Genomic DNA, 26621 nt, shown 5'->3' on the forward strand with positions numbered 1-26621 from the left:
ACCGCGCGAGGCAACACGCGACAACACGCGAGCGAGCGCCGGGCAGCCGCCAATTCCCACACCACGGACGTCGAGCCATGTATCAATCGGACATCACCCAGTTCCTGAACCAGCTCAAGCAACAGAAACCCAATCTGGAAGCCGAACAACGCCGCGGCCGCGCGCTGCTGTGGGACAAACAGCCGATCGATCTGGAAGAACGCGCCGAACAGAGAGCTTCGCGCGTAGAACAGACGCCTTACTCGTACTATCAAAACTTCTAAGCGCGTGAGTCACGCCGACGAGGCCCACGGCGCGCCGCCGGCCCCCGCCGACGCCGCGCTCGCCGCGCCCGCCACCGATTCGACCCCGGACGTCGTCGACGGCATTGCTTTTGCACGCCTGTACGGCGAGCCGCTCTTCAAGCTGCCGACGGATCTGTACATCCCGCCGGACGCGCTCGAGGTGTTTCTCGAAACGTTCGAAGGACCGCTGGATCTGTTGCTGTACCTGATCCGCAAGCAGAACTTCAACGTGCTCGACATCCCGATGGCGGACGTCACGGTGCAATACCTCGGCTACGTCGACCAGTTGCGCCAGACCAACCTCGAACTCGCGTCCGAGTATCTGCTCATGGCCGCGATGCTGATCGAGATCAAGTCGCGCATGCTGCTGCCGGTCAAGAAAGCCGATAGCGGCGAAGAAGCCGAGGATCCGCGCGCGGAACTCGTGCGGCGCCTGCTCGAATACGAGCAGATGAAGCTCGCCGCGCAGCGCATCGACCAATTGCCGCAACTCGGGCGCGATTTCCTGCGCGCCGAGGTCTACATCGAGCAAAGCATCACGCCGCGTTTTCCGGACGTGAACAGCGAAGATCTGCGCGCCGCGTGGGCCGACGTGATCAAGCGCGCCAAGCTGGTCCAGCATCACAAGATTTCGCGCGAAGAGCTGTCGGTGCGCGAGCATATGAGCTCGATCCTGCGGCAGTTGCAGAACGCGCGCTTCATCGAGTTCTCCGACCTGTTCGACACCAGCAAGGGCGTGCCGGTGGTGGTGGTGAATTTCATCGCCGTGCTCGAGCTGTGCCGCGAAACGCTCGTCGAGATCACGCAGGCGGAACCCTTCGCGCCGATCTATGTGCGCCTCGCCTATCTGCCCGCCTGAAGCCCTCGAACGGGGCGGAATCCCGCGAAGCGCAATTCCGCTCGACGGGAGAAGCGGCCTCTTTTCGGTGCGGCAGACGCGCAAATCCACTACAATCCGGCGCTCCGAACCTGTCATTACCAGTGAGGCGGCGGGCCGTGGAACCCCAAGGGTTTTGCGTCCACCCGGTCTTGCGCCGCGCGAGGAAATCCCTGTCCGATCATGAAAGTCATCAGCTCGATCCATGAATTGCGCGACCAGTTGCGCGGCCAGAATCGCACTGCCTTTGTGCCGACCATGGGCAACCTGCACGAGGGCCATCTGTCGCTGATGCGTCTCGCTCGCCAGCACGGCGATCCGGTCGTGGCGAGCATCTTCGTCAACCGGCTGCAGTTCGGTCCGAACGAGGATTTCGACAAATATCCGCGCACGATGGAAGCGGACATCGAAAAGCTCCAGAAGGAAAACGTCTACGTGCTGTTCGCGCCGACGGAAAAGGATCTGTATCCGGAGCCGCAGGAATACCGCGTGCATCCGCCGCACGATCTGGGCGATATCCTCGAAGGCGAATTCCGGCCAGGCTTCTTCCAGGGCGTGTGCACGGTGGTCATGAAGCTGATGTCGTGCGTGCAGCCGCGCGTCGCCGTGTTCGGCAAGAAGGACTACCAGCAGTTGATGATCGTGCGCCGCATGTGCCACCAGTTCGCGCTACCCACCGACATCATCGCTGCCGAAACCGTGCGTGACACCGACGGTCTCGCGCTCAGCTCGCGCAATCGCTATCTGCAGTCCGCCGAGCGGGCCGAAGCGCCGAAGCTGGCCGCTGAACTGAATCGCGTGCGCGATGCGGTGCTTTCCGGCGAGCGCGACTTCGCGAAAGTCGAACAGGCGGCGATGGCGGCCTTGGCCGCGCGCGGCTGGCAGCCGGATTACATCGCGGTGCGCAAGCGCTCGGATCTGCTGCCGCCGGGTCCGCAAGACGCGAACGCGGAACTGGTCGTGCTGGCCGCCGCCAAGCTCGGCGCCACTCGTCTTATCGACAACCTCGAAATCTGAAGCCGTCTTAGACAGCGTAGACACGCACAAGAAATCACACAGGATTGGTCATGCAACGCAACATGCTGAAGTCGAAGATCCACCGCGTCGCGGTCACGCACTGCGAGCTGCACTACGAAGGCTCGTGCGCGATCGACGAAGATTTGCTGGAAGCGGCGAACATCGTCGAAAACGAGCGGATCGACATCTGGAACATCAACAACGGCGAGCGTTTCTCGACCTACGCGATCAAGGGCGAACGCGGCAGCGGCATGATTTCGCTGAACGGTTCGGCCGCGCGGCGCGCGCAGTTGGGCGATCTGGTGATCATCGCGGCGTTCGCGGTGGTGGACGAGGCGGAACTCAAGGCCGGCTGGAAGCCGGACCTGGTATTCGTGGACGACAACAACAAGATCAAGGGCAGCCGCGATCACGTGCCGACGCAGAACTGGACCTGAACGCCCGGTAGTTCATTTGAGCGTTCTCTACGCTCGCCGCGCAGGGTTCCCGTTGGCGGACCACGGAGCGGGGGGCGTCAGACGCAGATATGGACCGGAACACCTCGTAGTCCACCTAGGCGCGCGCCTCGCGCGAAGCCCCTAGGATTGACAACGTGAGCTGCATCATTATGCAGCCGGCGGCCACGCAGCCCGCCCTGCCGCTTCAACCCTTCTTGCTGGCGCCGTTCGTCCATTCGATGATCGGCTGCCACTGCTCCAGATCCTTCTCCACACGGCTTTTCGCGACGTCCCACAGGGTCAGGCCGTGGGCCGCCAGTTGCACGTAATTCTGCGTGTCGCGCAAGAAGCCCAGCACCGGCAGCTTCAAACCCTCGACAAAGCGATGCAGTTGCTCCGCCGAGCGCGTGCGCGCATCGACGCGCATGCCGACCACGCCGATTTCGATCGCGCCTTTCCTGACCGCCTTCTCCTTGGCGAGCCGCTCGAGGAATTCCTGGGTGGCGAGAATATCGAACATGGACGGCTGGAGCGGCACGATCACCTTGTCGGCCAGATCCAGCGCGATGCTCAGACGATTGCCGTGCAGCCCGGCCGGCGTGTCGATGACCGCGTGTTCCAACCCTTTGGGCGGTTTGGCGGGCGCGTCCTGATTGACTTCCCAGTTTTCGATGGCCGGCAGCGTGTCGGGCCGCAGCGACAGCCACGCGTGCGCGGACTGCTGCTTGTCCAGGTCCGCCAGTGCGACCCATTCGCCGGCCGCGGCGAAATAGCCGGCCAGATTGGTCGACAGCGTGCTTTTACCCACGCCGCCCTTCGGATTCGCCACCACGATCACCGTCATGAATTCTCCCGGAAAGAAGGCTGGACGCCGCCAGCCGGTTTGCCGCGTATTTGCTCTGACATGCGCAAGTGTGCCCGCATTCGTGCCGGGTTCAGGTCCACCTGTCGATCCAGCCGTTGATAATATCGACAAATGCACTTTGGCCGAAGCCCCCAAACGGGTAATTGGCCGCCGTGCCCCGCCGATTTTTCCATCGAGGACCCGAATCTCATGAGCAAACTCCGCCCGGAATGCACCATCGAACACCTCCACGAACGCCAGCAAGGCTCGCTGCCCGCCTTACTGGGCGTGCATGTGCTGTCGCTGGAAGAAGGCGTCCTGACCGCGGAATTGATCGTGCGCAAGGAATTGCTCGCGCCGAACGGCTTTTTGCATGCCGCCACCGTGATCGGTCTCGCCGATACGGCCTGTGGCTACGCGTGCCTTGCGCATCTGCCGGAGACGGCGCGCAATTTCACGACCATCGAGCTAAAAAGCAACTTTCTCAGCACGGCGACGGAAGGGACGATTCGCGCGGTCGCGAAGGGCGTGCACCTCGGGCGCAACACGCAAGTGTGGGACGCCACGGTCACCGATCCGAATGGGAAGACGATGGCGCTGTTTCGTTGTACGCAGATGGTGTTGTATTGATTCGGCGGCGCGCACTCCGCCCCCCGCCCTGAGCGATCGCAGAGGTGGCTGTCGTCAATTGCGCGGACTTCGCGGCCTCACTCGGCGAGGATCCGGCCGCCGTCGATATTGAGCAACTGATACTGCGTCGGAGATTCTTCCATCGCGTTGGTCTTCTTCAGGTTCTCGATGACGCCGTCCAGGTCGCGATAATCAAACTGTGCGCACCAGCGCGCCATTTTGGCCAGACTCCGCACATAGTCGGCTGGTTCATTGTCGCGCGTGAGCTTGCGCAGGCAGTCGACGAACTGCGGATGAAACAGCGTCGGAACGATGATGCGATGCAGACCCGTACGCGACAGTTCCGCATTCATGACAAGACGGGACACGCGACCGTTTCCGTCTTCGAACGGATGAATCTCCGCAACCAGGAACAAGTAAAAAACCGCGCGAGGCATCCCTTCAGGGACTGTCATGGCAAGTCGCGAGCCCTCTTCAAAGGTGCCACGGACGTGGCTGGGACTAACGAATTGAGTCGTACCCGCGTAATTGACACGCGTCTTGATGCTACCGGGACTAGCCTCCGGGCGCGCGTGCAACATCCTTGCGTGCCAATCCTGCAGCATAGGGAGAAACTCTTCGCCAGCAATGGGTGGGCTATGCCGGTACGGCGCCTCCACGGCCAGTTGGAACACACCGAGGATATCGTGCGAGTCCTTGGGGCGAGTCGGCATTACCCGCTGGTGCATGACAATGTCGCGCGCGTCTTCAATTGCAAACTTCGTTCCCTCGACATAGTTCGAGAAGTACGATTCAATAAAGGCACGGTTGTGTCGCGGTACGCCAGCCGGTACGACCTCCTCGATGCGCGGAAGCGCAGCGCCTCGCAGGTAATTTGCAAGGAGGCCGAATCGCTCCATGCGGTCACGGTCCACAGATTTGCCCTGTGATATAAGCATGCCGTCGTGAGTTTTCAGTTCGCCCTTTTCATGGGTTCCGAGCAATTCCCCGATCAGACTTCGCAGTATTTCGAGTTGGGCTTGCATGCCCAGACGCTCAGCCAGCGAGGCGGCTTTATCGCGTAAATCATTGAGAAACTGCTCGCCGGAAGCATTCAGATGCTTGATGAGCCATGCTTCTACCTCCTCCTGTCCAACTCGCCGGGGTGCTTTGCGGCCGAGATTCTCGAGAAGCATGCGAGCTTGACTTGCCCAGTACAACCCGCTTTGACCAAGTGGCATGTCGCCGGGTAGCGGACCCGGCCCTTTGACAACCTGAAACGCAAGACCTGGCAACTCCAACCTTTTTCGGACAAGCGTCGGGTGCGAAACAGTCCACACCGACTCCTGCGTCTGTCCTCGCATCGCACTTATATGGGACACCACGCCTCCGGGGATGAGAGTTCCACCTATGTCCATCCATCGGCTTCGCACACGCCGCTGAACTTCGTCCGAACCTCCCTCAGCGTTCACGTAGACACCCTTGAATATGCGGGAGAACACGCCGGTAGCAGCAAGGCGCTCAACTTTGCGCCGCTCTGCTGCGGAGAGACCGGACGTGACGATGACGTCGTCCGACGGAGATTGCACGGTGCCGTTCATGAGGAGAGGTGGTTGTCGCGTAGCCTCACATTTTAGGCCGACAATTGTCGATTTTGTCGCGCAGCGTCTCCGAATAGGTCATTTTTGTCGCGTAGCAGCGAAAGATTGCCGCTTTAACTGCGAGGCGCTGCAAAGCTGCACACAAATCCGTAGTCCTTTTAGAAGTAGAAAAGGTGCCCGCTCGAGAAATGTCGTTTTCCAGCGAAGCAAAGCCGCCCCAGTTGACGTCTTTGTCGTGCAGCGTCGCCACAACTACCAACTTTGTCGCGCAGCGTCGCCACAATCACACGTTTTGTCGCGCAGCAGCGAAAGAACGGCCGGTACGAACGATCACGAGGGCTGCCAGTAAAAGCAAAATCCCCCGAAACAAATCGTTTCCGGGGGATTCTGAAGACGCTGCTTCGGTTCTCCGGCAGCCTTGTGAAACGAGGGCGAGCCTGTCGCGCACATGCCCTTTATGTCGGCGGCAAAACTATCAAGCAGCCACCGCCCGCGGCGCCTTCGCCCCACTCAACGCCAACGCCCCGGCACCGAGCAGCGATTGCACCACCAACGTCACCGCCCAGAACGCCGGATATTCCCAGCCGCCGTTCGGCGACGCGAAACCCCAGCCGTTATGCAGATGCTGCGACATCGCGCCGAGCATGAACGGCAGCAGCACCAGCGCGACCCAGCGAACCTGCACGCCGAGCAGCAGCGCAATACCACCGAACAATTCGACAAACGCCGTCACATAGCCGAGCCAACCCGGCAAGCCGAGCGACACGAAGAACTGCGCCGTGCCGGGCAGCGTGAAGACGAAAATCTTTTGCAGACTGTGAGCGAGATACAGCACGCCCAACGCGACGCGAAGGAGTAAAGCGGCCAGATCGGCGGAACGGTTCGAGTTCATGACGAGATCCTTGTCGAGAGAGACGGCCCCGAAACGGCCGTCGATGTCGGAACTCTATTCGAACCATATGGAATGAAAAACCGCCCTACAGGCTTTGATTACTTCCCAAAAGGATTTAATCACCGCCGCGCGCTCAACGCGAGGTCACCCAATCGCCGCAACCAGTTTCTGCAGATCGAGATGCTCCGCAAGCGTATCCGCGAGACGTTCCAACGACGCCTCGCGCAACGCCGGATAGTCGATTTCCTCGGCATCGGTCAAACCCGCCCACGCGAGCAACGCGGCGCACGCGGCCGACGTGTCGAACAGACCGTGCACGTACGTCGCGAGAATCTGGCCGTCGGCGGAAATCGCACCGTCGGGACGCGCCGCCTGCGCGTCGCCCAAGCGCAGCGCGGGCGCGTCGAGTGCCGGGCCGCGCGTCTCGCCCATATGAATCTCGTAGCCGGCCACTTCGGGCGAACCGGGCAGCGCGAGGCGTCCGGTCACATTCTTCAGCGTCTTGTCGCGCGTGAGCACCGTCGAGTAATCAAGCCAGCCGAGCCCCGCCGATGTCCCCGGCGCGCCCTCCACCCCATGCGGATCGGCCACTTCGCGCCCGAGCATCTGCATGCCGCCGCAAATGCCGATCACGCGGCCGCCATAACGCAAATGCTTTTGCAGCACCGCGTCCCAACCTTGCGCGCGTAAAAACGCGAGATCGCCGGGCACATTCTTCGAGCCCGGCAGAATGATCAGATCAGCCGGCGGCGGTGGTGTGCCGCTTCGCACGTAATGAAAATCGACCTGCGGATGCGCGCGCAACGCGTCGAAATCCGTGTGATTGCTGATGTGCGGCAGCACCGGCACGACCACCCGCAGCATGCGCGCCGCGCCGCCGCTGTGCGCCGCGCGCAACTCAGGCGGCAGCATGTCTTCAGCGTCGAGCGTCAGGCCGTGCAGATAGGGAACGACGCCGAGCACCGGCTTGCCGGTCTTCGCTTCGAGCCAGTCCAAACCGGGCTTCAGCAAACTGACATCGCCACGAAAACGGTTGATGATGAAACCGCGCACCCGCGCCTGCTCGCTCGCCGACAGGCACGCGAGCGTGCCGGTGAGATGAGCGAACACGCCGCCGCGGTCGATATCGGCCACCAGCACGACCGGGCAATCGACAGCCTCCGCGAAACCCATGTTGGCGATGTCGCGATCACGCAGATTGATCTCGGCCGGACTCCCCGCGCCTTCGACGAAAATCGTCTCGTACGCCGCCTGCAGACGCGCATACGACTGCAGCACCGCGTCGAACGCGACGGGTTTGTAGTCGTGATACGCACGCGCGTCGAGATTCATGCGCGCCTTGCCGTGGATGATCACCTGCGCGCCGCGATCGCTGGTCGGCTTGAGCAGCACCGGGTTCAGATCGGTGTGCGCGGCAATGCCCGCGGCGACAGCCTGCAAGGCCTGAGCGCGGCCGATCTCGCCGCCGTCCACCGTCACCGCGCTGTTGAGCGCCATGTTCTGCGGCTTGAACGGCGCGACCCGCACCCCGGCGCGGCGCGCGAGCCGGCATAGGCCGGCGACCAGCGTGCTCTTGCCGGCATCGGACGTGGTGCCCTGAATCATCAGCGTGCCGCGCGGTACGGGTACGGCGTCAGGCGGGGTCGAAATAGTGGTCACGGAATCTCGGGCTCTGCAGCGAACAGGTAATCAATCAGGCAATGGATCGGGCAGTCCATGTCGGTCAGTCGGTCACGCAAATCGGACAATCGATGAAGCAAGCGGCAACGCAGCCTTCATTCAACAGCGCAGCGCGTGGACCGCCTCGAACGCGGCATTATCCCATCGCGCCGACCCGCGCTGCACGCCGGTACAATCACGCGATGACTCCCCGCGACCTCACCTTCGTTCTCGGCGGCGCCCGCTCGGGCAAGAGCGTGCACGCCGAACAGCTTGCCAGCGACAGCGCCCTGCCCGTCACCTACATCGCCACCGCGCGCGTAACGGACGACGCCGAATTCCGCGCGCGCATCGTCCACCATCGCGAGCGGCGTCCGGCGCATTGGCAGTTGTTCGAAGCGGGCGTCGATCTCGCCGGCGCCGTGACGCAAAGCGACGCGCCCGGCCACTGCATCCTGATCGATTGCCTGACGTTGTGGCTCGCCACTCTGCTCTGTCCGCCCGAAGGCGACGCTCCGCCGCTCGATCAATATCACGCACACATTGCCGCGCTCGAAGCGGCGCTCGTCAACGCCAAAGGCAAGATCATCGTCGTCAGCAACGAAATCGGTCTGGGCGTGGTGCCGCTCGGCGCGGCCACGCGTCTTTACGTCGATGAACTCGGGCGGCTCAACCAGCGCATTGCCGCGTTGAGTACCCAGGCCACGATGATGGTCGCCGGTTTGCCGCTCGCGCTGAAAACCGCGAGCCACGCGTGATGCTCTCGCTCCCGCTTCTTGTGACGCTGACCGCCGCGGGCGTCGTCGTCGACCGTTGGTTCGGCGAGCCGCGCGCGGCTCATCCGCTGGTGGGCTTCGGCAAATGGGCGATGCGTCTGGAAAAGCGCTACAACACCGGCCGGCGCTTACGGCTCAAAGGTCTGCTGGCATGGTCGCTGGCGGTGATGCCGCCAGTGCTGATCGCGTGGTGTCTGGTCGCCGTGCTGCCGTTTTTCGCGGCCTGCGTGGTGCACGTCCTGTTGCTGTGGTTCGCGCTCGGCGCGCGCAGTCTGCACGATCACATCGCGCCGATCGCCCAGGCGTTGGCCCGGCGTGATCTCCCGCAAGCGCGCATGCTGACCGCGCGCATCGTCTCACGCGAAACCGCGGATGCCGACGAAGGCGCGTTGTCGCGCGCCGCCGTCGAATCGGCGCTCGAAAACGGCAATGACGCGATCTTCGGCGCGCTGTTCTGGTTCGCCATCGCGGGCGGTCCGGGCGCGCTCGCGTTTCGTCTCGCCAACACGCTCGATGCGATGTGGGGTTATCGCACGCCGCGCTATTTGCGCTACGGCTGGGCCGCCGCGCGAATCGACGACGTGCTCAACTGGATTCCCGCGCGTCTGACCGCCGCCAGCTATGCGCTGCTCGGCGACACGCGCACCGCGTGGCGCTGCTGGCGGGAGCAGGCGCCGCGCTGGGACAGCCCGAATGCCGGGCCGGTGATGGCCTCCGGCGCAGGCAGTCTGAATGTATTGATCGGCGGGCCGGCGGTGTATCACGGCGCGCTGGAGCATAGGCCGACACTCGGCTTCGGGCATTCCGCGAAAGCCAGCCACGTGACCGCCGCGTTGATGCTGGTCGAGCGCACGGTCATTCTGTGGCTCGCGGTGCTGATCGTGCTGGCGTTGTTGAGCGTGCCCTTTCATGGTTGATTCAGTGAGCAGCCGCGTGGATGAAACCCACACGCCGATAGATGCAGTCGTGCACGGCGGCAATCTGCACGAAGCGGCCAGGCGCTACGACATTCCATACGCACAATGGCTCGATTTGTCGACGGGTATCAATCCGCACGGCTATCCGGTCCCGCCGATTCCCGCCGATGCCTGGCGCCGCCTGCCCGACGACGGCGACGATTTCGCCGCCTGCGCCGCGCGCTATTACGGCGCGCCTGATGCGGCGCATGTGCTGCCCGTCGCAGGCAGCCAGGCGGCGATTCGCGCGCTGCCCGCGCTGCTGCCGCGCGCATGCGTCGGCATCGCGCCGCTGACGTATAGCGAATACGCGCCTGCGTTTAAACGCAGCGGCCATGAAGTGATGCCGCTCGATGTCGGGTGGGAAACATTGCCCGAAGCGCTCATGCATGTGGTCGTCGTGAATCCGAACAATCCGACCGCCACGCATCTGAGCGCCACAACGTTATTGCACTGGCACGCGCAGTTGAGCGCGCGCGGCGGCACGCTGCTGGTCGATGAAGCCTTCGCCGAGACGATGTCGTCGGCGTCGCTCGCGGCGAGCACGCATCGCGAAGGCTTGATCGTGTTGCGCTCGCCGGGGAAATTCTTCGGCCTCGCCGGAGTGCGCGCGGGGTTCGTACTCGGCGCGCCTGCTTTGCTCCAAAGTTTGCGCGTCGCGCTCGGCGCGTGGACGGTCAGTGGTCCGGCCCGTCACGCCGTCAAAGCCGCCTTCGCCGATGAAGCCTGGCAACGGCATATGCGCACTCGGCTCGATGCCGAAAGCGCGCGACTGGTCGACCTGTTGCATGCGCAAGGCTTCAATACACGCAGCACGCCGCTCTTCGCATGGACCGACGACTCACGCGCCGCCGCTCTGCATGAAGCGCTTGCACGACGCGGCGTGTGGACGCGGCTGTTCACTTCGTCGGGCAGCGTTCGATTCGGCTTGCCTGCGAGCGAGGCCGAATGGACACGCTTCGCAGAGAGCATGCATGAAGCCGTACGAGAGACCGATGCTACGCGAGCGGGCTGATTCAAAGAGAACGAAGCCCTCACTCCCACAATAACTACGCGCCACGCAGCCTCGCTCGATGAACCGACTCGCCCGCTTCGCCATCGCCACCGCGCTCTTCATCGGCGCGCTGCACGCGCATGCCGCAATCACCGTCACCGATGACACCGGCGCAACCGTCACCCTGTCCGCTCCGGCGCAACGCGTCATCAGCCTCGCGCCGCACGTCACCGAATTGCTGTATGCCGCGGGCGGCGGCGCGAAAGTGGTCGGCGCCGTGTCATACAGCGACTATCCGCCCGAGGCGAAACAGTTGCCGCGCGTCGGCGATAACAAGGCGCTCGATCTTGAACGCATCGTCGCGCTCAAGCCCGATCTGATCGTGGTGTGGCGGCATGGCAATGCGCAGCGTCAACTCGATCGCCTGCGCGAGATGCATATTCCGTTGTTCTTTAGCGAACCGCATCATCTCGACGACGTCGCCGTGTCGTTGATGAAGCTCGGCCAACTTCTCGGCACATCCTCGGCAGCCGATGCAGCGGCGGCCGCCTACCGTCAGGACATCGCGAAGTTGCGCATGCGATATGCAAGCCGGCCGCCCGTCAGCGTGTTCTATCAGGTGTGGGATCAACCGTTGATGACGCTCAACGGCGAGCACATGGTCAGTGACGTGATCGCGCTATGCGGCGGCCGCAACGTGTTCGCCAAGCTCGAACCGCTGGTGCCGACCGTCTCGACCGAAGCGGTGCTCGCGGCGAATCCGGAAGCGATCGTCACCGCAGCACCGGGCGCGACACAACCAGACACCACCTTGCCGCAACTCGGCACATGGCGCGCATGGCCGAGCCTGACAGCGGTGGCAAACAACAATCTTTTTGCTATCGACGGCGATCTGATCAACCGCCCTGCGCCACGCATTGCGCGAGGCGCGAAGCAAATGTGCGAGGACCTCGAAGCGGCGCGCTCACGCAGGAAGCCTGGCGAGCAGTAAGCCGCGCAAGATCAGCCGCGCCGTAACTCACGCATTCCACCGCACCAACGACCACTGCTGCGTTTCATCGTTTCTGCGCAACCAGACGATCCCGCTCATATCGAGCGACCATCGCAGACAGCGTTCCAGCGGCACGTCCAGCACGATCGACGCAATCGCCCGCATCACGCCCGCATGCGTGACCACATAGGCCGGCGACAACTCACGCGTCAGCGCAAATGCATCGAGCCACGCACGCACCCGCGCGACGAACTGCGCGACGCTTTCGCCGCCATGCGCACGCGCGTGTTCGAAGTTGGCCGCCCAGTCGTCGAGCAATTCGCGATCGATGGCGTCCCAGCGTTGCGCTTCCCAATCGCCGAAGTTCATTTCCATCAGACGGTCGTCGTGACTGATCACAGAGCCGAAGTCGTTGGCCAACTCGGCAGCGAGCGCCGAGCAGCGCTTCAACGGACTCGACATCAGCACGCGTGGCGCCGGCACCTGCAAAGTCGCGAGCTTCAAGGCGAGTGTCGTCGACGACACCTCGGCATCTTCGGCAAGCGCCACGTCGCTGTGGCCGTAACACACGCCCGCATCGAGCGCGACCGCGGGATGACGAATCAGGACGATATCCATGCGAGCCCCACCAGGTAGATGCTCAATTCAAAAACTTGCTGCGCGAAGCCGAGGCAGTCGCCTGTATAACCGCCGATGCGTCTGACGAAATATCGGCCCATTGCCACGCGAAGTGCGAGCAGAACCACGACCGCCGAGCCCGCGAAGCGCCAGTCCGGCGCGGCGAGCCCGTTCGGCCACAGCAGCCACGGCAAACCGAATATCGCGGCGCAGATGAACGCACCGGCGCTCAGGCGCTGCGCGACCGGTTTGGCCTTCCCTTCGGCACGCACATAGTCGAGCGTGGCCAGGTAGCTGATCGCACAGGTACGGCTCGCCGCGTGGGCGGCAATCATCAGACTTGCGGCACGCATCGGCGGCAATGCAACGAGCGTCTGCCACTTCAATGCAAGTGCCATGACGAGCGCGATGGCGCCGAAAGCGCCGATGCGCGAGTCATGCATGATTCGCAATACATCTTCGCGCGTATAGGCGCCACCGAACGCATCGATGCAATCAGCGAGACCGTCCTCGTGAAACGCGCCGGTCACGAGCAGCGATACGGCCATCGACAACAGCACCGCCACGCCCGCGGGAAATACGCGCAGCGCGGCGAGATAGACGAGCGCGCTCAATCCGCCGATCAATACGCCGACGAGCGGAAAATAACGCGCCGCCGCGTTCAGATAATGCGGCTCGTAGCCGACCCATCGCGGCACGGGCACGCGCGTGAAATAGCCGAGTGCCGTGAAGAAATAGCGCAGTTCCGCGAGCGGATTCATGAGTGTGCCGGGCAAGCGTTTCTGTCTAAAGGATCAAGCGGATCACGCATCGCGATTCGCGACGCCGGCCGATTCGAAGCTCGCCATGTCGTTGATGAACGCCGTTGCCGCGCGCAACAGCGGCACCGCGAGCGCCGCGCCAGTGCCTTCGCCAAGACGCATGTCGAGCGACAGCAACGGCAGCGCGCCGAAATGATCGAGCATGCGAAGATGCCCCGCTTCGTTCGACGCATGCGCGAACACGCAGTACTCACGCATGCTCGGCGCAAAGGCGTCGGCAATCAGCAAGGCCGAGGTCGCGATGAAGCCGTCGACCAGAATCGTCATGCGTGCGTCGGCGGCCGCGAGATAGGCGCCCGCCATCATCGCGATCTCGAAGCCGCCGAAGGTGGCCAGCACGTCGAGCGGATCGGTGGACACAGGGTGACGCGCGAGCGCCGACGCCAGCACGTTGCGCTTCCGCGCGAGTCCCGCGTTGTCGAGACCCGTGCCGCGGCCGACGCATTCGTCGATCGGCACGCCGCACAAACGGCTCATCAGACACGCGGCCGCCGAGGTGTTCGCAATCCCCATCTCGCCGAAGCCGATGACATTGGTGCCGAGCGCCGCATGATGCCGCACGCGCGCCGCGCCCGCCTGCATCGCGACGAGCGCCTGGTCGCGGCTCATGGCCGGTTCGCGCGCGAAGTTGCGCGTGCCGGCCGCGACCGGAATGTCGACGAGACCTGCGGTGGATGGCAACGGCGTCGCGATGCCCGCGTTGACGACTTCGAGCTCGATGCCCGAGACGCGGCTCAATGCGTTGATCGCCGCGCCGCCCGCGAGGAAGTTGGCGACCATCTGTGCGGTCACCGCTTGCGGATAAGGGCTCACGCCCTCTTCGGCGACGCCGTGGTCGCCGGCGAAGACGATCATCGCCGGGCGCGTCACGGTGGGATGCGTCGTGCGCTGAATCAGGCCCATCTGACGCGCGAGCGTTTCGAGCCGGCCGAGACTGCCGGGCGGCTTCGTCTTGGTATCGATGATGTGCTGCAGCTCGTCACGCAGCGTTTGATCGAGCGGTTCGACTTCGGGCAGTCCGGGCAAGCGTGGCAATGAAGTCATGAGCGTGTCTGAAAGAGAATGTTGGAATGAAGCGATCAGCTTGCCGGCCTGTCATGGCCGGCGGGCGATTCGTGACGCGCGCGCGGCGCGGGAATCAGCGCCTCGTGTTCGCCGTCGCGAATCAGAATCAATGGGTAGCCGAATGCACGGCTCGCCAGCGTGGGCGTCAACACGTCGTGCACTGGTCCGGCATACGCGCCGCCCGCGCCGTCGAGCAGCAGCGCATGCGTGGCGAAACGGCGCGCGAGGTTCAGGTCGTGGCACGAAAACATCACTGTACGCCCAGGCTCGCGTGTCCACGCGGCCAACGCCTCGAGGCAGTCGATCTGATGATGCAGATCGAGATGCGACAACGGTTCGTCGAGCAGCAGCAACGGCGCGTCCTGGCACAGCACCGCCGCCAGCGCCACGCGTTGCCGCTCGCCGCCCGAGAGCGACAGCACATCGCGCGCGGCGAATGCGGCGAGTCCCAACAGATCCAACGCCGCGTGCGCCGCTTCGCGATCGGCCTCGCGCTCCCAGCCCCAGCCGGTGAGATGCGGAAAGCGGTTGAGCATGACGATATCGAGCACGCTCGCGCTGAATGCGTCGGGCGCGCTTTGCGGCATCAGCGCGCGGCGTTGCGCGAGCGGCAGCGGCGGCCAGTCGGCGAGGCGCACGCCATCGAGTTCGACATGTCCCGCCGACGGTTGCAACAACCCGGCGAGCGTGGAGAGCAGCGTCGTCTTGCCCGCGCCGTTCGGGCCGGCCACGCACCAGATCTCGCCTGCGTAGAAGGTATGCGTGAAGGCGTCGAGCAAAGTGCGCGCGCCCACACGCAAGGTCAAACGTTGCGCGCTGAGGACGGATTCGGAAGCGGAGTGGGCTTGCATCATCGGCGCCTGCGCAAGAGCATCCACAGAAACAACGGCACGCCGATCATCGACGTGATCACGCCGACTGGCAACTGCGCCGGCGCGATCACGGTGCGCGCGATCAGGTCCGCGCCCATCACCGCGACGCCGCCGCCAAGCGCCGCGGCCGGCAGCAGCATGCGCTGATCGTTGCCGAACGCGAGCCGCAGCATGTGCGGCACGACCAGCCCGACAAAGCCGATGGTGCCCGCCGTCGTCACCGCCGCGGCCGCCGCCAGCGAAGCCGCCAGATACACCCGCAGGCGCAGCGGCATCACCGCGATGCCCAACGCTTGCGCGGCGGCGTCGCCACGCAGCAGCACATTCAGACGCGGCGCGGCGGGCACGATCGCAACCAGCACGATGACGAGGGCGGCGAGCGCCGTCCACGGCATCGCGCCGCCGTTGAGGTCGCCGGTCAGCCAGAACAGCATGCCGCGCAAGCGGTTATCGGGCGCGAGGTTGAGCAGCAAAGTAATGAGCGCGCCCCAGCCCGCCGCGATCACCGCGCCGGTCAGCAGCAAACGTGGCGACGTGTCCTGCGGCTCGCCGCGCCACAACTCGCGGCGCGCGAGGCCGAGCACCAGCAGGATCGACACGAATGCCCCGGCGAATGCGCTCGCGTCGACGATCCACCATGCGCAACCGGCGATCATCGCGACCAGCGCGAAGGTCGCCGCACCGCCCGATACGCCCAGCACGTAGGGCTCGGCCAGCGGATTGCGCAACAGCACTTGCAGCAACGCACCAGCCAACGCGAGCAACGCGCCGCAGGCGAAACCGGCGACCGCGCGCGGCAGACGCAGCGTGCGGACGATCTCGGCGGCTAAGTCAGAAGAACCGACAGACGACGCATGCGACGGCATCAGCGCTGCCAGCACGCGCATCGGCGCAAGCGATACGCTCCCCAGCGCGAGCGACGCCATCAGCACCGCCAGCGCGATCACGGCGAGCGCGAGCCAGATCGCGGCCGCGCGCTTCGCGCTCATCACGCGCAGTGTCGCGGGCGTCGAACTCGAGTGTCGGCTCATGTGTCGGCTCATCCGCGCGTTCTCAACGAGGCGACCCGCTCACTGCTGCTGCCAACCAACCGTGAGATACGCACCGCGCCGCGGCGAGTTATACGAGTAGGCCGTTTCATAGTCCTTGTCCAACAGATTCTGGATTTGCGCGGCCACGTACCATGCCTTCGTGATGTTGCAGCGCGCCGACAGATTCACCACGCCATAGCCGCCCAGCTTGCCGCTGCTGTCATTGCTCGCGCCGCTCACGATCCACTCGCCGCCCACACGCCACCCGGCGATGCTGCGGTTCACCGTCAGCGCGCCGAAGCGCCGTGCACGCCGCACGAGGTCCGCATCGTTATCGAGGTCGACGGGATTCTGCAGCGTCACCGACGCGCGCACGTCCGTCTTGCCGACATGGCCGCTCCACGATCCTTCGAGCCCCTGCACCTTCGCATGACCGACGTTCTCGGCCAGATAGATGCCGGGCGTCACCTGCTCATAGTTAATCAGATTCGAGTAGCGCGTCTGGAATGCAGTCAGGCGCATCACGCCAAGCGCATTCGATGCGTACTGCAGCGCGGCTTCGATCGAATGGCTGCGCTCCGGCTGGATCGACGGATTGCCGCTGAACGGATAGTACAGATCGTCGAAGCTGGGCGCGCGAAACGAATCCGAATAGCTTGCGGTCATCTTCCAATGGCCGGTGATGTCGAAGCCGTAGCCGAGATAGTAACTGTTCGCACCGCCGAAATCGGAATACTGGTCGCGCCGCACGTTGGCTTGAATCTGGTTGCGCCCGAAGCGCCCCGTATAGCCGACGAAACCCGAATCCACATGCCGGTCCGGCGCCGCGAAGGTATCCGAATCGAGGCTTTGATCGAGATGCTCATAGCCGACCTGCAACTTCTGCTGCGCGGCCAGCGTGAAATCGTTCTGCCATGTGTACTGGCGATTGTCGGTATCGAAGCGGCCGTTGTACACGCCGTTGGTGTTCGACACGCTGCGGTCGTCGCCCTCGGCGACGATGAAGTGTGTCGTCCACCAGTCGGTCAGCTTGCCGTTCGCGAACACCGAGACCTGGCGCACCTTGCTATACAGGTTGTTCAGATCGGTCGGCACGCCGTACGCATTGTCGTAGCTGTTGTTGCCGTTCGACTGGAAGTAGCTGGCGCCGGCGTCCCATTTGTCGTTGAACTTGTGGCGCAGCGAAGCCGAGATGCTCTCGTTCAGATAGCCGTTCGCATTCGGATTGGCGTTGGGCGCCTCGCGTGGATTGAGCGACGAGAAGCCGTCGTCCTTCGAACGCGCGAGCGAAATGCTGAAGGTCGTGTTGCCGTCTTTATCCAATGCGCCGTTCACGCCCGCCTGCTGCGTCTGCGTGTGATAGCTGCCGTAGCCCAGCGAAAAATTGAAACGCGGCGGATGGTCGCTGCCTTCTTTCGTGAACACCTGCACCACGCCGCCGATCGCGCCCGAACCGTATAACGCCGACACGTTGCCGTTCACCACCTCGACGTGATCGATCTGGTCGAGCGGAATCTGCGCGAGTTGCGGCGCACCCAGGCTCACCGAATCGACGCGCACGCCGTCGATCAGCAGCAGCGATTGCGTCGACGACGCGCCGCGCAAATAGAGGCTCGTCGTCGAACCGGGGCCACCTGTACGCGAGATTTGCGCGCCTGGAGCGAGTTGCAGAAGGCCGGGCAAATCGGTCGCGGTGGTGTCGGCGATATCCTGCTGATCGAACAGCGACGTCTGCGGGATCGTGTCGGCGAGTGCTTGCGGCCCGCGCTCCGCGGTCACCACCACGGGCGACAGCACCGCCGAAGACGACACCGCGGCCGATGAATCCGCCGACGGGGACGAAGAAGATGAAGGAGCAGCTTGCGCATGCACGACGATCGGCAGGCCCGCGAAAGCGAGCAACGCCGCGCGGGCGATGGGGGACAGCATGGGATGAAAGTCCTGTGGATAGCGTGCGCGGCCCGCTTCCCCGCAGGCCGATGCGTAACGAGGCGCCCGCGTATTTAACATTCTCGCGCGTGACGTGCCTCTCCCTCTGGCCGGTATCCGGGCTAGCGACACATCGATTCCGCCTTCCCACGCGTGACGCGCAGTGGCACACTCGCGAGTTGAACTTCCAACACGCGATCAGGATCGACTTGCATGACGAATGCGGTCGCTTACCGTTGCGGGGGCAGCGCAGGTTGGCGCGTTCAGGCGAACGGCGCGCCCTGCTTCCCGTTTAACTGCGCGCGCCGTTGAAAAGCGCACGCGGGCACCAGAGTGCGGCAAGTTTAGGAGCGGCCTCGGGGTCCGTCAAGAATGCGGGGACCGTGGGCCATCTGTTCTGTTAAGTGCAGGCTATTGTCCGACGCATGAGTACTTTTTCATCATAAGGTCGATAAAAGCCTGCACAAAGCGATGTTGTTACGTCTCGAAACGAGACAATTGTCGGAACCTGCGACATTCCGCGCTAAAATGCGATGTCTTTAGAGGACGCAGCACATGCTCACCGAACTCGAAACACTTTCACAGAATATCGGCAAGCTGATTGCGATCAGCCAGCGCCACAATGAAGCACGACTCGCGCTCGAAGAGCAGCTCGCCCAATCGCGCGCCGATGCCGAAGCCACGCGCACGGAACTTGCAATGCTGCGCGAGGAACGTAACGCGCTGCAGGCGGAACGCGACGCGCTGTCCGCGAAGATCGACGACGCACAGGTGCGCCTGAATGCGATTCTCGAGAAGCTGCCGCGTGCCCGCGCGAACAGCGAGCCGGACAACCAGCTCGATCTGCTCGAGCCCGCTCAGCACGAAGTCGAAGCCGAGAGCGACGTGACCCGCCACGGAGAAAATGCATGACCACCAAGCAGATCGAAGTATCGATTCTCGGCGTGCCCTATCGCCTCGCCTGCTCGCCGGAAACGGAAGCGGCGCTGCTCGAAGCGGTCGCACGCGTCGACGCCGAAATGTCGAAGATCCGCAATAACAGCAACGTACGCGGCACGGATCGCATTGCTGTCATGGCTGCGCTGTCGCTGGCATCGGAACTGCTTAGGCTGCAATCGAGCGTGAGGCACGGAGAAGCATTTCCCGCTGAAGAAATCCGGCGTACAATGCATCAAATGAACGAACAACTAGGTACTGTGATTGAGCAGTACAGCATGCAGTAAGTCTCGTGTGTTATCGTGCTGCCGGTCCTGAGATCGGCGGCGGATTCAAACGGAGTGCGTGAGCACAAGGCGTGCAAGATCCAGCAAACGTTTGAGTTCAATCGGTAGTTCGTTTTTTAGCTTCATCGGTTTAGCTTCCCTGCCTGGTTCGCCAAGGTCATATATTCCTTGAACCAATGCCATGTGCACGGTTGCGGAAATTTGTAGCACGGGTGTGCGCGTCACTCTGTCTGATGTACCCGAAGTGTTGCTAACTGCGACCAATTCTGAACCCCCGGTTCAGGATGCCGGCCTAGCGGCTAAGGCGGGGACCTTATTTAGAACGGCATCGGACTTCGGTTCGGTGCCGTTTTTCTTTGGGCGCTGTTTTTTGTACGCCGATTTCTTCCGCATCTTCAACCTCTTAACGTTCAATTCGATTCATGCGCTACTGGCTAATGAAGTCCGAACCGGACGAAGCAAGCATCGATCATCTCGCCCACGCACCGCACCACGCGTTGCCGTGGACCGGCGTGCGCAACTATCAGGCGCGCAATTTCATGCGCGACATGATGCAGGTCGGCGACGGTGTGCTGTTCTATCACTCGAGCTGTCCCGAGCCCGGCATCGCGGGCATTGCGGAGGTATCGTCCACCGCGTATCCCGATCCCACCCAGTTCGACAAGAAGAGTCCCTACTACGACGCGAAGTCGTCGCAGGAAACGCCGCGCTGGGTGCTCGTCGACGTGGTGTTCAAGAAGAAGATCCCACTGATTCCGCTCGCCGCGCTGCGCGAGCACGACGAACTCAAGGACATGCGTGTGCTCGCCAAAGGCAATCGCCTGTCCATCACGCCGGTGACCGAGGCCGAATGGCGCTTCATCACCAAGCGGCTCGCTTGACGTTGAGTCGTTGAAGATGCGCGACGCGTAGTCATGCACGCGCAAACGTTAAAGCAACGTCAAACAAGGGAACCAAGCTCAGGTTACAACCGCCTAACGGACTCGCAAACGTCGTGCCATTGCGCGACGTTCGCTCCAATCGTGCACAACCTGTTCAAGCAAGGAGTCCAACAATGACGAAAAACACCGCACGTGCACTCGCTTTCGCTCTCGTCTGCGCCGCGCCTGCCGCGCTTGCGCTCACACCGGCCATGGCACGCGCGCAAAGTGTCGGGCAGTATCAGCCGGCCGGCGTGCTGTCGCTGAACGCGCAGGCCAGCGCGGAAGTGCCGCAAGACGTCGTCGATATCACGCTGTTCTACGAGCAGGAAGCGAGCGATCCGTCGGCGCTCACGGCAACACTGAACCAGCGCGCCGATTCGGCGTTGCAGAAAGCCAAGGGTGTGAGCGGCGTAACGGCGCGCACGGGCTCGTTCTCGATCTATCCGTCCACCGATCGTGACGGGCGCATTTCCGCATGGCGCGGCCGCACGGAGATCGTGCTCGAGTCGCACGATTTCGCCGCGGCGTCGAAGCTCGCGGGTCAAATGGCATCGATCATGCAGGTCGGCAACGTGCAGTTCTCGCTCTCGCCCGAAGCGCAGCGCGCGGCCGAACAGAAGCTCACCGGCGAAGCGATCAAGTCGTTCCGCGAGCAGGCCGCTTCGTCCGCGCAGGCGTTTGGCTACAGCGGTTATTCGATTCGCGAGGTCAACGTCGGCCACAACGGCGTGATGCCGCGGCCGATGATGATGATGAGCGCGCGCGCCATGGGCGCTGACGCGAAGGCTTCGGCGCCGGTGCCGATCGAAGGCGGCACGTCGACGGTGACGGTGAATGTGTCGGGCTCGGTGCAGATGAAGTAACGCGTTTTACTGGCAGCGGTAGCAGTGCTTTGATGCAGTAAAAGAAAAAGCCACGGCACGTCCGTGGCTTTTTTCATTGGCTACGACAAACCGTAGCTAAAGATCAATTCGCGCTGACCGCCTGCGCCGGTTCACGGCGCGCGCGGCGATAAGACCACACCAGGATGCCGATACCGACGAGGATCATCGGCAGCGACAGCCATTGGCCCATGGAAAGCCCCATGGCGAGCAGACCGAGGAAGTCGTCTGGTTCACGCGCGAATTCGACCGTGAAACGCGCGAGGCCGTAGCCGATCAGAAACACGGCGGAAATCGCGCCCATCGGCTTCGGTTTGCGCGAGAAGAAGAACAGCACGAAGAACAGCGCGACGCCTTCCAGCGCGATTTCATACAGCTCCGACGGATGGCGCGGCAGCATGTGATATTGCGCGAACACTTCGTTCAAATGCCATTGCGCGGCCAGTTGCGGATGCGCGGTGAGCCACGCGGCGTCGTCGGGCGCGGCGCCCGGAAACAGCATGGCCCAAGGCGCCGACGGATCGGTTACGCGGCCCCACAACTCGCCGTTGATGAAGTTGCCGAGACGCCCCGCCGCGAGGCCGGTGGGCACCATCGGCGCGACGAAATCGGTGACCTGCAGCCACGAGCGTTTGCGCTGATACGCGAACAACACCATGGCGAGCGTCACACCGAGGAAGCCGCCGTGAAACGACATGCCGCCTTCCCACACCTTGAAGATGTCAAGCGGATGCGCGAAATAAAAGCTCGCCTTGTAGAACAGCACATAGCCGAGCCGGCCGCCGAGGATCGTGCCCAGCACGCCGTAAAACAGCATGTCGTCGATATCCTTGGCGGTCCAGCCTTGCGCGGCGACGTACGGCAAACGCAGCCGCAGCCGGCCGACGACGATCGCCGCGATGAACGCGACGAGGTACATCAGTCCATACCAGCGTACTGCGAGCGGCCCCAGATGAATGGCAACGGGGTCGAAATTGGGGTGAATGAGCATCGTGTTGTTATGGGCAGTTCAGGTTCAGAAGCAGGTTTTATCTGGGTGGGCGGCGCTGCCCGCACCTTGCGGTGCATGCTTTGGACGGTCCGGCCGGCAATGCGTTCGCGAGGACGCGTCTAAATGCGCGGCGCGGCGGATTGTTGCACCTCGACGGTCGCCGCATGCGCCCGCACGATGTCGATGAAGCCCGCCAGCACCGGGCTGACCTCAGCCGAGCGCCAGACGAGGCCCGTCTCGATCGCGGGCACCGACTCGGAAAGCGGCCGGTACACGACGCCGGTGCGGCGCAGATTACGTAACGATTGCGGCACCAGTGCGACACCCATGCCGGCCGAGACGAGGCTCACGATCGTTTGCATCTGGATCGCTTCCTGGCCGACTCGGGGCGCGAGGCCCGCCACGCCGTAGCAATCCATAATGATGTCATAAAAGCCTGGCGCCAGACGTCTTGGGAAGACCACGAGCGGCGCGTCGGCCACGTCGCGCAGGCTGACCGGCGTGTCCAGCCATTCGGCGCGCGGGTCGGCATCGTCACCAGTGGCGCTCGCCACGCGCGCTGCCATGTCCGTCGACATGGCGATCACCAGCGGCTCGCGCGCGATCGGCAGCCACGAGAGCTGGGTGGCGTGGCGCGAGGGCAGCGGCGCGATCACGAGACCGGCGTCGATGCGCCCGGCCACCAGTTCGTCCACCTGCACGTCGCTGGTGGCTTCGGTCAATTCCAGCCGCACGCGCGGATGGCGCGCGCCGAAATCGCGCAGCAGCAGCGGCAGCAGGCCATAGTCCGCGGTGGAAACGAAAGCCAGCGACAACACGCCCGCCTCGCCCCGCGCGAGGCTCTGCGCGAGCGGCCGCAGGCCCTCGGCGCTCGCGAGCAGGCGCTGCACCTCGGGCAGCAGATCGGCGCCCACCGACGTGAGTTCGACGGAACGCTTGGTGCGCGCGAACAATTCGACGCCGAGCGTCTCCTCGAGCGCGCGGATGGCTTGCGACAACGGCGGCTGCGTCATTGAAAGGCGCACGGCCGCGCGCCCGAAGTGCTTTTCTTCGGCGACGGTGACGAAATAGCGCAACTGACGCAGATCGGGAATGGCAGGCAGCATGATTGATACATTTTACGACCTAATGAAGCCCGAATAATATATTGAACGCGCGCATTGCAAAACTGCATCCTTGCGCGACACGCCGGACTACACTGGACGGATGCCGCCGGCAGCCCACGCCGGCGAGGCAAGAACCCGCAGCGCGGATCAAAACAAAACAGATTGGAGCTCCCCATGGCATACAACCGTCGTTCGAAGAACATCACGCAGGGCGTGGCGCGTTCGCCGAATCGCTCGATGTACTACGCGCTCGGCTACAAGAAGGCCGACTTCGACAAGCCGATGATCGGCATCGCCAACGGCCACTCGACCATCACGCCGTGCAACGCCGGCTTGCAGCGTCTGGCCGACGCCGCCGTCGCCGCGATCAAGGGCGCCGACGCGAATCCGCAGATCTTCGGTACGCCGACGATCTCGGACGGCATGTCGATGGGCACGGAAGGCATGAAGTACTCGCTCGTGTCGCGCGAAGTGATCTCCGACTGCATCGAGACCTGCGTGCAAGGCCAATGGATGGACGGCGTGGTCGTGATCGGCGGCTGCGACAAGAACATGCCGGGCGGCATGATCGGCATGTTGCGCACCAACGTGCCGAGCATCTACGTGTACGGCGGCACGATCCGTCCGGGCAACTGGAAGGGCACCGACCTGACCATCGTGTCGTCGTTCGAAGCCGTGGGTGAGTTCACGGCGGGCCGGATGTCGCAGGAAGATTTCGAAGGGGTCGAGCAGAACGCTTGCCCGTCCACGGGTTCGTGCGGCGGCATGTACACCGCCAACACCATGAGCTCGTCGTTCGAAGCACTGGGCATGTCGCTGCTGTATTCGTCGACGATGGCCAATCCGGATCAGGAAAAGGTCGACTCGTCGGCCGAATCGGCCCGCGTGCTGGTCGAAGCGGTCAAGAAGGATCTCAAGCCGCGCGACATCGTCACGAAGAAGGCGATCGAAAACGCCGTGGCCGTGATCATGGCCACCGGCGGCTCGACCAATGCCGTGCTGCACTTCCTGGCGATCGCGCACGCGGCCGAAGTGGAATGGAGCATCGAGGACTTCGAGCGCATGCGCAAGAAGGTGCCGGTGATCTGCAACCTGAAGCCGTCGGGCCAGTTCGTGGCGACCGATCTGCACAAGGCGGGCGGCATTCCGCAAGTCATGAAGATCCTGCTCGACGCAGGCCTGCTGCACGGCGATTGCATCACGATCACCGGCAGGACCATCGCCGAGGAGTTGAAGGACGTGCCGAGCAAGCCGCGCGCCGATCAGCAGGTGATTTTCCCGATCGACAAGGCGCTCTACAAGGAAGGCCACCTCGCGATCCTGAAAGGCAATCTGGCCGTCGACGGCGCCGTCGCCAAGATCACCGGCCTGAAGAACCCCGTCATCACCGGCCCGGCCCGCGTGTTCGACGACGAGCAAAGCGCGCTGGAAGCGATTCTGGCCGACAAGATCGTGGCCGGCGACGTGGTGGTGCTCCGTTACCTCGGCCCGAAGGGCGGTCCCGGCATGCCGGAGATGCTCGCGCCGACCTCGGCGATCATCGGCAAGGGTCTCGGCGAAAGCGTCGGCCTGATCACCGACGGGCGCTTCTCGGGCGGCACGTGGGGCATGGTGGTCGGCCACGTCGCGCCGGAAGCCTTCGTGGGCGGCACGATCGCGTTCGTGCAGGAAGGCGACTCGATCACGATCGACGCGCATAAACTGCTGCTGCAACTGAACATCGACGATGCCGAACTGGAGCGCCGCCGTGCCGCATGGCAACAGCCGAAGCCGCGTTACACGCGTGGCGTGCTGGCGAAGTACTTCGCATTGGCGCTGCCGGCCAACAAAGGCGCGATAACGGGCTAAGCGACGGCTACGGCTACCGCCGGCTGGGGAACGCACGTGGTCCGAGATCTCGACGACGGCCCTGCGAGCACGTGTAAAGCTACGTAAAAGCGAAAGGGGCGCACGGAAAACCGTGCGCCCCTTTCCTTTTATAATGCTGGCACCACGAGTCGGGCACCCGCACCGACGGAGACCAGAATGAAATCAAAGTCGCACAAAGCGCTCGCAGCGGCCGTCGTGCTGGGCGCCGCGTTGAGTGCCGGCAGTCCGGCGGCGCATGCCGAGGCCGCTGGCCTCGCGCTCGCCCAGCAGCAGAACTGCATGAGTTGCCACTCGGTCACGCGTTCCTTCATGGGACCGGCGCTGCATGATGTCGCGGCGAAATATGCCGGCCGCGAAGACGCCGCCACCTATCTGCAGCACAAGATTCTGGATGGCAGCACGGGCGTGTGGGGTCCGGTGCCGATGCCCGCCAATACGCAACTCACGCCGGATCAGGCGGCTACACTGGCGAGTTGGGTGTTGACGCTCAAATAAGCGGTTCAGACAAGGAGCGCCTCGCGAAAGGCGCTGCACGCAGGCGGCGCTCAACGCGCCCGCGCTTCACTCACACGATCACGCGCTGCCCGAGGCGCGCCGCGCGATCTCCTCCACCACCGCTTCCCGCACCCAGCTTGTCATCTCATTCTCCAGCGTCAGCGCCACTTCGCGCGTGATCTGGTCGATGAGCCAGCCCGTGTGCGCGTGCAGGGTCTCGCGGCAGCGTTCCTCGATTACGCTGCGCCCGTCGCCCGCCAGGAAACCGGCGACGCGTCTGCGCAGACGTTCGGCGATGACGTCGACATCCAGATCCAGCGGCGCCTCGACGGCGCCTTCGCGCGCGATATCCGGCGGTACGGTCGAGCCTGCCTCGAGCGGCGTGATTGGCTCGGCCCGATCGAACACACCCGCCGACGGCGCGTGCGCGTCGTCATGCGCGTGCCGCGGTTCCGCAGTGTGGTGCGCCCGCGGACGCTTCTTCGGATGATGATGATGGTCAGCCGGCTGCGGCGCATGTGCGGCGTCTTGCGGCGTACGCGGCGGTTGCGGTGCGAGGGTCGGTTCCTGCGCATGCAACGGCTCCGCCGCGAGCACCGGCTCCGCCGACCTCACCTGCTCCGGCGTCAGCACCGGCTGCGGCGCGAGCACGGGCTCCACCTTGAAACTGGGTTCGCGCGGGCCGTCGAGTTCGGCCGCATCGCTCGACGCTTGCCGCGGCTGCACAGGATGACCCTGCACGAGAACCTCGTGCAGAATCGGGATCGAATCGTCGTTGGGATCGGACACGTGCGCTCTCCGTGTTTGAGTCGAAGCTGAAGCAGCCCGCGTGCACGCCCGATGCCTGAGATCAGACACCG

29 protein-coding genes, 1 other RNA gene and 1 riboswitch are annotated in these 26621 nt (G+C 63.7%); of the genes, 16 read left to right on the plus strand and 14 right to left on the minus strand.

The window, feature by feature from the left end:
* Positions 1-77: 77 nt before the first annotated feature.
* The 4 genes from PQR42_RS14145 to panD all read left to right on the plus strand — a co-directional run bounded on the left by PQR42_RS14145 (position 78) and on the right by panD (position 2615).
* Positions 78-263, plus strand: a complete 186-nt coding sequence (locus PQR42_RS14145; RefSeq protein ID WP_175150426.1) for a DUF3460 family protein — start codon at positions 78-80, stop codon at positions 261-263.
* 4 nt (positions 264-267) lie between these two features.
* Positions 268-1143, plus strand: coding sequence for a segregation and condensation protein A (locus PQR42_RS14150; protein ID WP_408356000.1), 876 nt, complete (start codon positions 268-270; stop codon positions 1141-1143).
* A gap of 201 nt (positions 1144-1344) precedes the next feature.
* Positions 1345-2178 (plus strand): pantoate--beta-alanine ligase, encoded by an 834-nt coding sequence (gene panC, locus PQR42_RS14155; protein WP_408385465.1) that lies wholly within the window; start codon positions 1345-1347, stop codon positions 2176-2178.
* Positions 2179-2228: 50 nt separating this feature from the next.
* Positions 2229-2615, plus strand: coding sequence for an aspartate 1-decarboxylase (gene panD, locus PQR42_RS14160; RefSeq protein WP_012432059.1), 387 nt, complete (start codon positions 2229-2231; stop codon positions 2613-2615).
* A gap of 205 nt (positions 2616-2820) precedes the next feature.
* Here panD and PQR42_RS14165 read toward each other — a convergent pair whose 3' ends face one another.
* A complete protein-coding gene (locus PQR42_RS14165; protein ID WP_408209912.1) occupies positions 2821-3459 on the minus strand; it encodes a nucleotide-binding protein in 639 nt (212 codons plus the stop codon).
* A 210-nt stretch (positions 3460-3669) separates the two neighbouring features.
* Here PQR42_RS14165 and PQR42_RS14170 point away from each other — a divergent pair, with 210 nt between their 5' ends.
* A complete protein-coding gene (locus tag PQR42_RS14170; protein ID WP_408385463.1) occupies positions 3670-4089 on the plus strand; it encodes a PaaI family thioesterase in 420 nt (139 codons plus the stop codon).
* Between the two features lie 77 nt (positions 4090-4166).
* Here the strand turns inward: PQR42_RS14170 and PQR42_RS14175 are convergent, their stop codons facing one another.
* The 4 genes from PQR42_RS14175 to PQR42_RS14190 form a co-directional block, all read right to left on the minus strand.
* Positions 4167-5669 (minus strand): Fic family protein, encoded by a 1503-nt coding sequence (locus PQR42_RS14175; RefSeq protein ID WP_408385461.1) that lies wholly within the window; start codon positions 5667-5669, stop codon positions 4167-4169.
* Between the two features lie 25 nt (positions 5670-5694).
* Positions 5695-5919: a hypothetical protein gene (locus PQR42_RS14180; protein WP_408385459.1), complete on the minus strand. Its 225-nt coding sequence runs from the start codon at positions 5917-5919 to the stop codon at positions 5695-5697.
* Positions 5920-6144: 225 nt separating this feature from the next.
* Positions 6145-6561: a DoxX family protein gene (locus tag PQR42_RS14185; RefSeq protein WP_408385457.1), complete on the minus strand. Its 417-nt coding sequence runs from the start codon at positions 6559-6561 to the stop codon at positions 6145-6147.
* A gap of 144 nt (positions 6562-6705) precedes the next feature.
* Positions 6706-8166, minus strand: a complete 1461-nt coding sequence (locus tag PQR42_RS14190) for a cobyric acid synthase (protein ID WP_408385600.1) — start codon at positions 8164-8166, stop codon at positions 6706-6708.
* Positions 8167-8423: 257 nt separating this feature from the next.
* Between PQR42_RS14190 and cobU the strand changes: the two genes are divergently transcribed.
* From cobU to PQR42_RS14210, 4 genes are read left to right on the plus strand one after another with little or no spacing between them, the layout of a single operon-like run.
* Positions 8424-8978: a bifunctional adenosylcobinamide kinase/adenosylcobinamide-phosphate guanylyltransferase gene (gene cobU, locus PQR42_RS14195; protein ID WP_408209898.1), complete on the plus strand. Its 555-nt coding sequence runs from the start codon at positions 8424-8426 to the stop codon at positions 8976-8978.
* Positions 8978-9913: an adenosylcobinamide-phosphate synthase CbiB gene (gene cbiB, locus PQR42_RS14200; RefSeq protein WP_408385598.1), complete on the plus strand. Its 936-nt coding sequence runs from the start codon at positions 8978-8980 to the stop codon at positions 9911-9913. Before cobU ends, cbiB begins: the two co-directional genes overlap by 1 nt.
* Positions 9906-10967, plus strand: a complete 1062-nt coding sequence (gene cobD, locus PQR42_RS14205) for a threonine-phosphate decarboxylase CobD (RefSeq protein ID WP_408385455.1) — start codon at positions 9906-9908, stop codon at positions 10965-10967. The genes cbiB and cobD overlap by 8 nt, the downstream gene beginning before the upstream one ends.
* Before the next feature lie 58 nt (positions 10968-11025).
* Positions 11026-11937 (plus strand): cobalamin-binding protein, encoded by a 912-nt coding sequence (locus PQR42_RS14210; protein WP_408385454.1) that lies wholly within the window; start codon positions 11026-11028, stop codon positions 11935-11937.
* 27 nt (positions 11938-11964) lie between these two features.
* Here PQR42_RS14210 and cobC read toward each other — a convergent pair whose 3' ends face one another.
* The 6 genes from cobC to PQR42_RS14240 are packed head-to-tail and all read right to left on the minus strand — an operon-like array spanning position 11965 to position 18273.
* On the minus strand, positions 11965-12555 hold the full coding sequence (cobC, locus tag PQR42_RS14215; RefSeq protein WP_408385453.1) for an alpha-ribazole phosphatase: 591 nt from the start codon (positions 12553-12555) through the stop codon (positions 11965-11967).
* Positions 12540-13316, minus strand: coding sequence for an adenosylcobinamide-GDP ribazoletransferase (locus PQR42_RS14220; protein ID WP_408209887.1), 777 nt, complete (start codon positions 13314-13316; stop codon positions 12540-12542). Before PQR42_RS14220 ends, cobC begins: the two co-directional genes overlap by 16 nt.
* A 42-nt stretch (positions 13317-13358) precedes the next feature.
* Positions 13359-14420: a nicotinate-nucleotide--dimethylbenzimidazole phosphoribosyltransferase gene (gene cobT, locus PQR42_RS14225; RefSeq protein WP_408385452.1), complete on the minus strand. Its 1062-nt coding sequence runs from the start codon at positions 14418-14420 to the stop codon at positions 13359-13361.
* 35 nt (positions 14421-14455) lie between these two features.
* Positions 14456-15295 carry an ABC transporter ATP-binding protein gene (locus PQR42_RS14230; RefSeq protein ID WP_408385451.1) on the minus strand — a complete coding sequence of 280 codons (840 nt, stop codon included), beginning with the start codon at positions 15293-15295 and terminating at the stop codon, positions 14456-14458.
* Complete coding sequence (locus PQR42_RS14235) at positions 15292-16344, minus strand: FecCD family ABC transporter permease (RefSeq protein ID WP_408385450.1); 1053 nt, start codon at positions 16342-16344, stop codon at positions 15292-15294. The genes PQR42_RS14230 and PQR42_RS14235 overlap by 4 nt, the downstream gene beginning before the upstream one ends.
* Positions 16345-16383: 39 nt before the next feature.
* Positions 16384-18273 (minus strand): TonB-dependent receptor domain-containing protein, encoded by a 1890-nt coding sequence (locus PQR42_RS14240; protein WP_408385448.1) that lies wholly within the window; start codon positions 18271-18273, stop codon positions 16384-16386.
* Positions 18274-18364: 91 nt separating this feature from the next.
* Positions 18365-18621: riboswitch (cobalamin riboswitch) on the minus strand.
* A 207-nt stretch (positions 18622-18828) separates the two neighbouring features.
* Here PQR42_RS14240 and PQR42_RS14245 point away from each other — a divergent pair.
* The 5 genes from PQR42_RS14245 (at position 18829) to PQR42_RS14265 (ending at position 21282) form a co-directional block, all read left to right on the plus strand.
* The gene (locus PQR42_RS14245) at positions 18829-19185 is read left to right on the plus strand and encodes an ATPase (RefSeq protein WP_408209874.1); all 357 of its coding nucleotides are present in this window, start codon (positions 18829-18831) and stop codon (positions 19183-19185) included.
* Positions 19182-19496 (plus strand): cell division protein ZapA, encoded by a 315-nt coding sequence (locus PQR42_RS14250; RefSeq protein WP_012432043.1) that lies wholly within the window; start codon positions 19182-19184, stop codon positions 19494-19496. The genes PQR42_RS14245 and PQR42_RS14250 overlap by 4 nt, the downstream gene beginning before the upstream one ends.
* A 133-nt stretch (positions 19497-19629) precedes the next feature.
* A non-coding RNA gene (gene ssrS, locus PQR42_RS14255) (6S RNA) lies at positions 19630-19811 on the plus strand.
* 107 nt (positions 19812-19918) lie between these two features.
* Positions 19919-20377: an EVE domain-containing protein gene (locus PQR42_RS14260; RefSeq protein ID WP_408385447.1), complete on the plus strand. Its 459-nt coding sequence runs from the start codon at positions 19919-19921 to the stop codon at positions 20375-20377.
* A gap of 173 nt (positions 20378-20550) precedes the next feature.
* Positions 20551-21282, plus strand: a complete 732-nt coding sequence (locus PQR42_RS14265) for an SIMPL domain-containing protein (RefSeq protein ID WP_408385445.1) — start codon at positions 20551-20553, stop codon at positions 21280-21282.
* 103 nt (positions 21283-21385) lie between these two features.
* Here the strand turns inward: PQR42_RS14265 and lgt are convergent, their stop codons facing one another.
* The gene (gene lgt / locus PQR42_RS14270) at positions 21386-22291 is read right to left on the minus strand and encodes a prolipoprotein diacylglyceryl transferase (protein ID WP_408385443.1); all 906 of its coding nucleotides are present in this window, start codon (positions 22289-22291) and stop codon (positions 21386-21388) included.
* Between the two features lie 119 nt (positions 22292-22410).
* Positions 22411-23397, minus strand: a complete 987-nt coding sequence (locus tag PQR42_RS14275) for a LysR family transcriptional regulator (protein ID WP_408385441.1) — start codon at positions 23395-23397, stop codon at positions 22411-22413.
* 174 nt (positions 23398-23571) lie between these two features.
* Here PQR42_RS14275 and ilvD point away from each other — a divergent pair, with 174 nt between their 5' ends.
* Together ilvD and PQR42_RS14285 are read left to right on the plus strand one after the other, a co-directional pair.
* Positions 23572-25245, plus strand: coding sequence for a dihydroxy-acid dehydratase (gene ilvD, locus PQR42_RS14280; protein ID WP_408209860.1), 1674 nt, complete (start codon positions 23572-23574; stop codon positions 25243-25245).
* A 177-nt stretch (positions 25246-25422) separates the two neighbouring features.
* Complete coding sequence (locus PQR42_RS14285; protein ID WP_408385439.1) at positions 25423-25761, plus strand: c-type cytochrome; 339 nt, start codon at positions 25423-25425, stop codon at positions 25759-25761.
* Between the two features lie 78 nt (positions 25762-25839).
* Here the strand turns inward: PQR42_RS14285 and PQR42_RS14290 are convergent, their stop codons facing one another.
* Complete coding sequence (locus tag PQR42_RS14290) at positions 25840-26550, minus strand: DUF2486 family protein (RefSeq protein ID WP_408385438.1); 711 nt, start codon at positions 26548-26550, stop codon at positions 25840-25842.
* Positions 26551-26621 lie beyond the last annotated feature (71 nt).

Source organism: Paraburkholderia sediminicola (assembly GCF_046027355.1).
Classification (GTDB): domain Bacteria; phylum Pseudomonadota; class Gammaproteobacteria; order Burkholderiales; family Burkholderiaceae; genus Paraburkholderia; species Paraburkholderia sediminicola_B.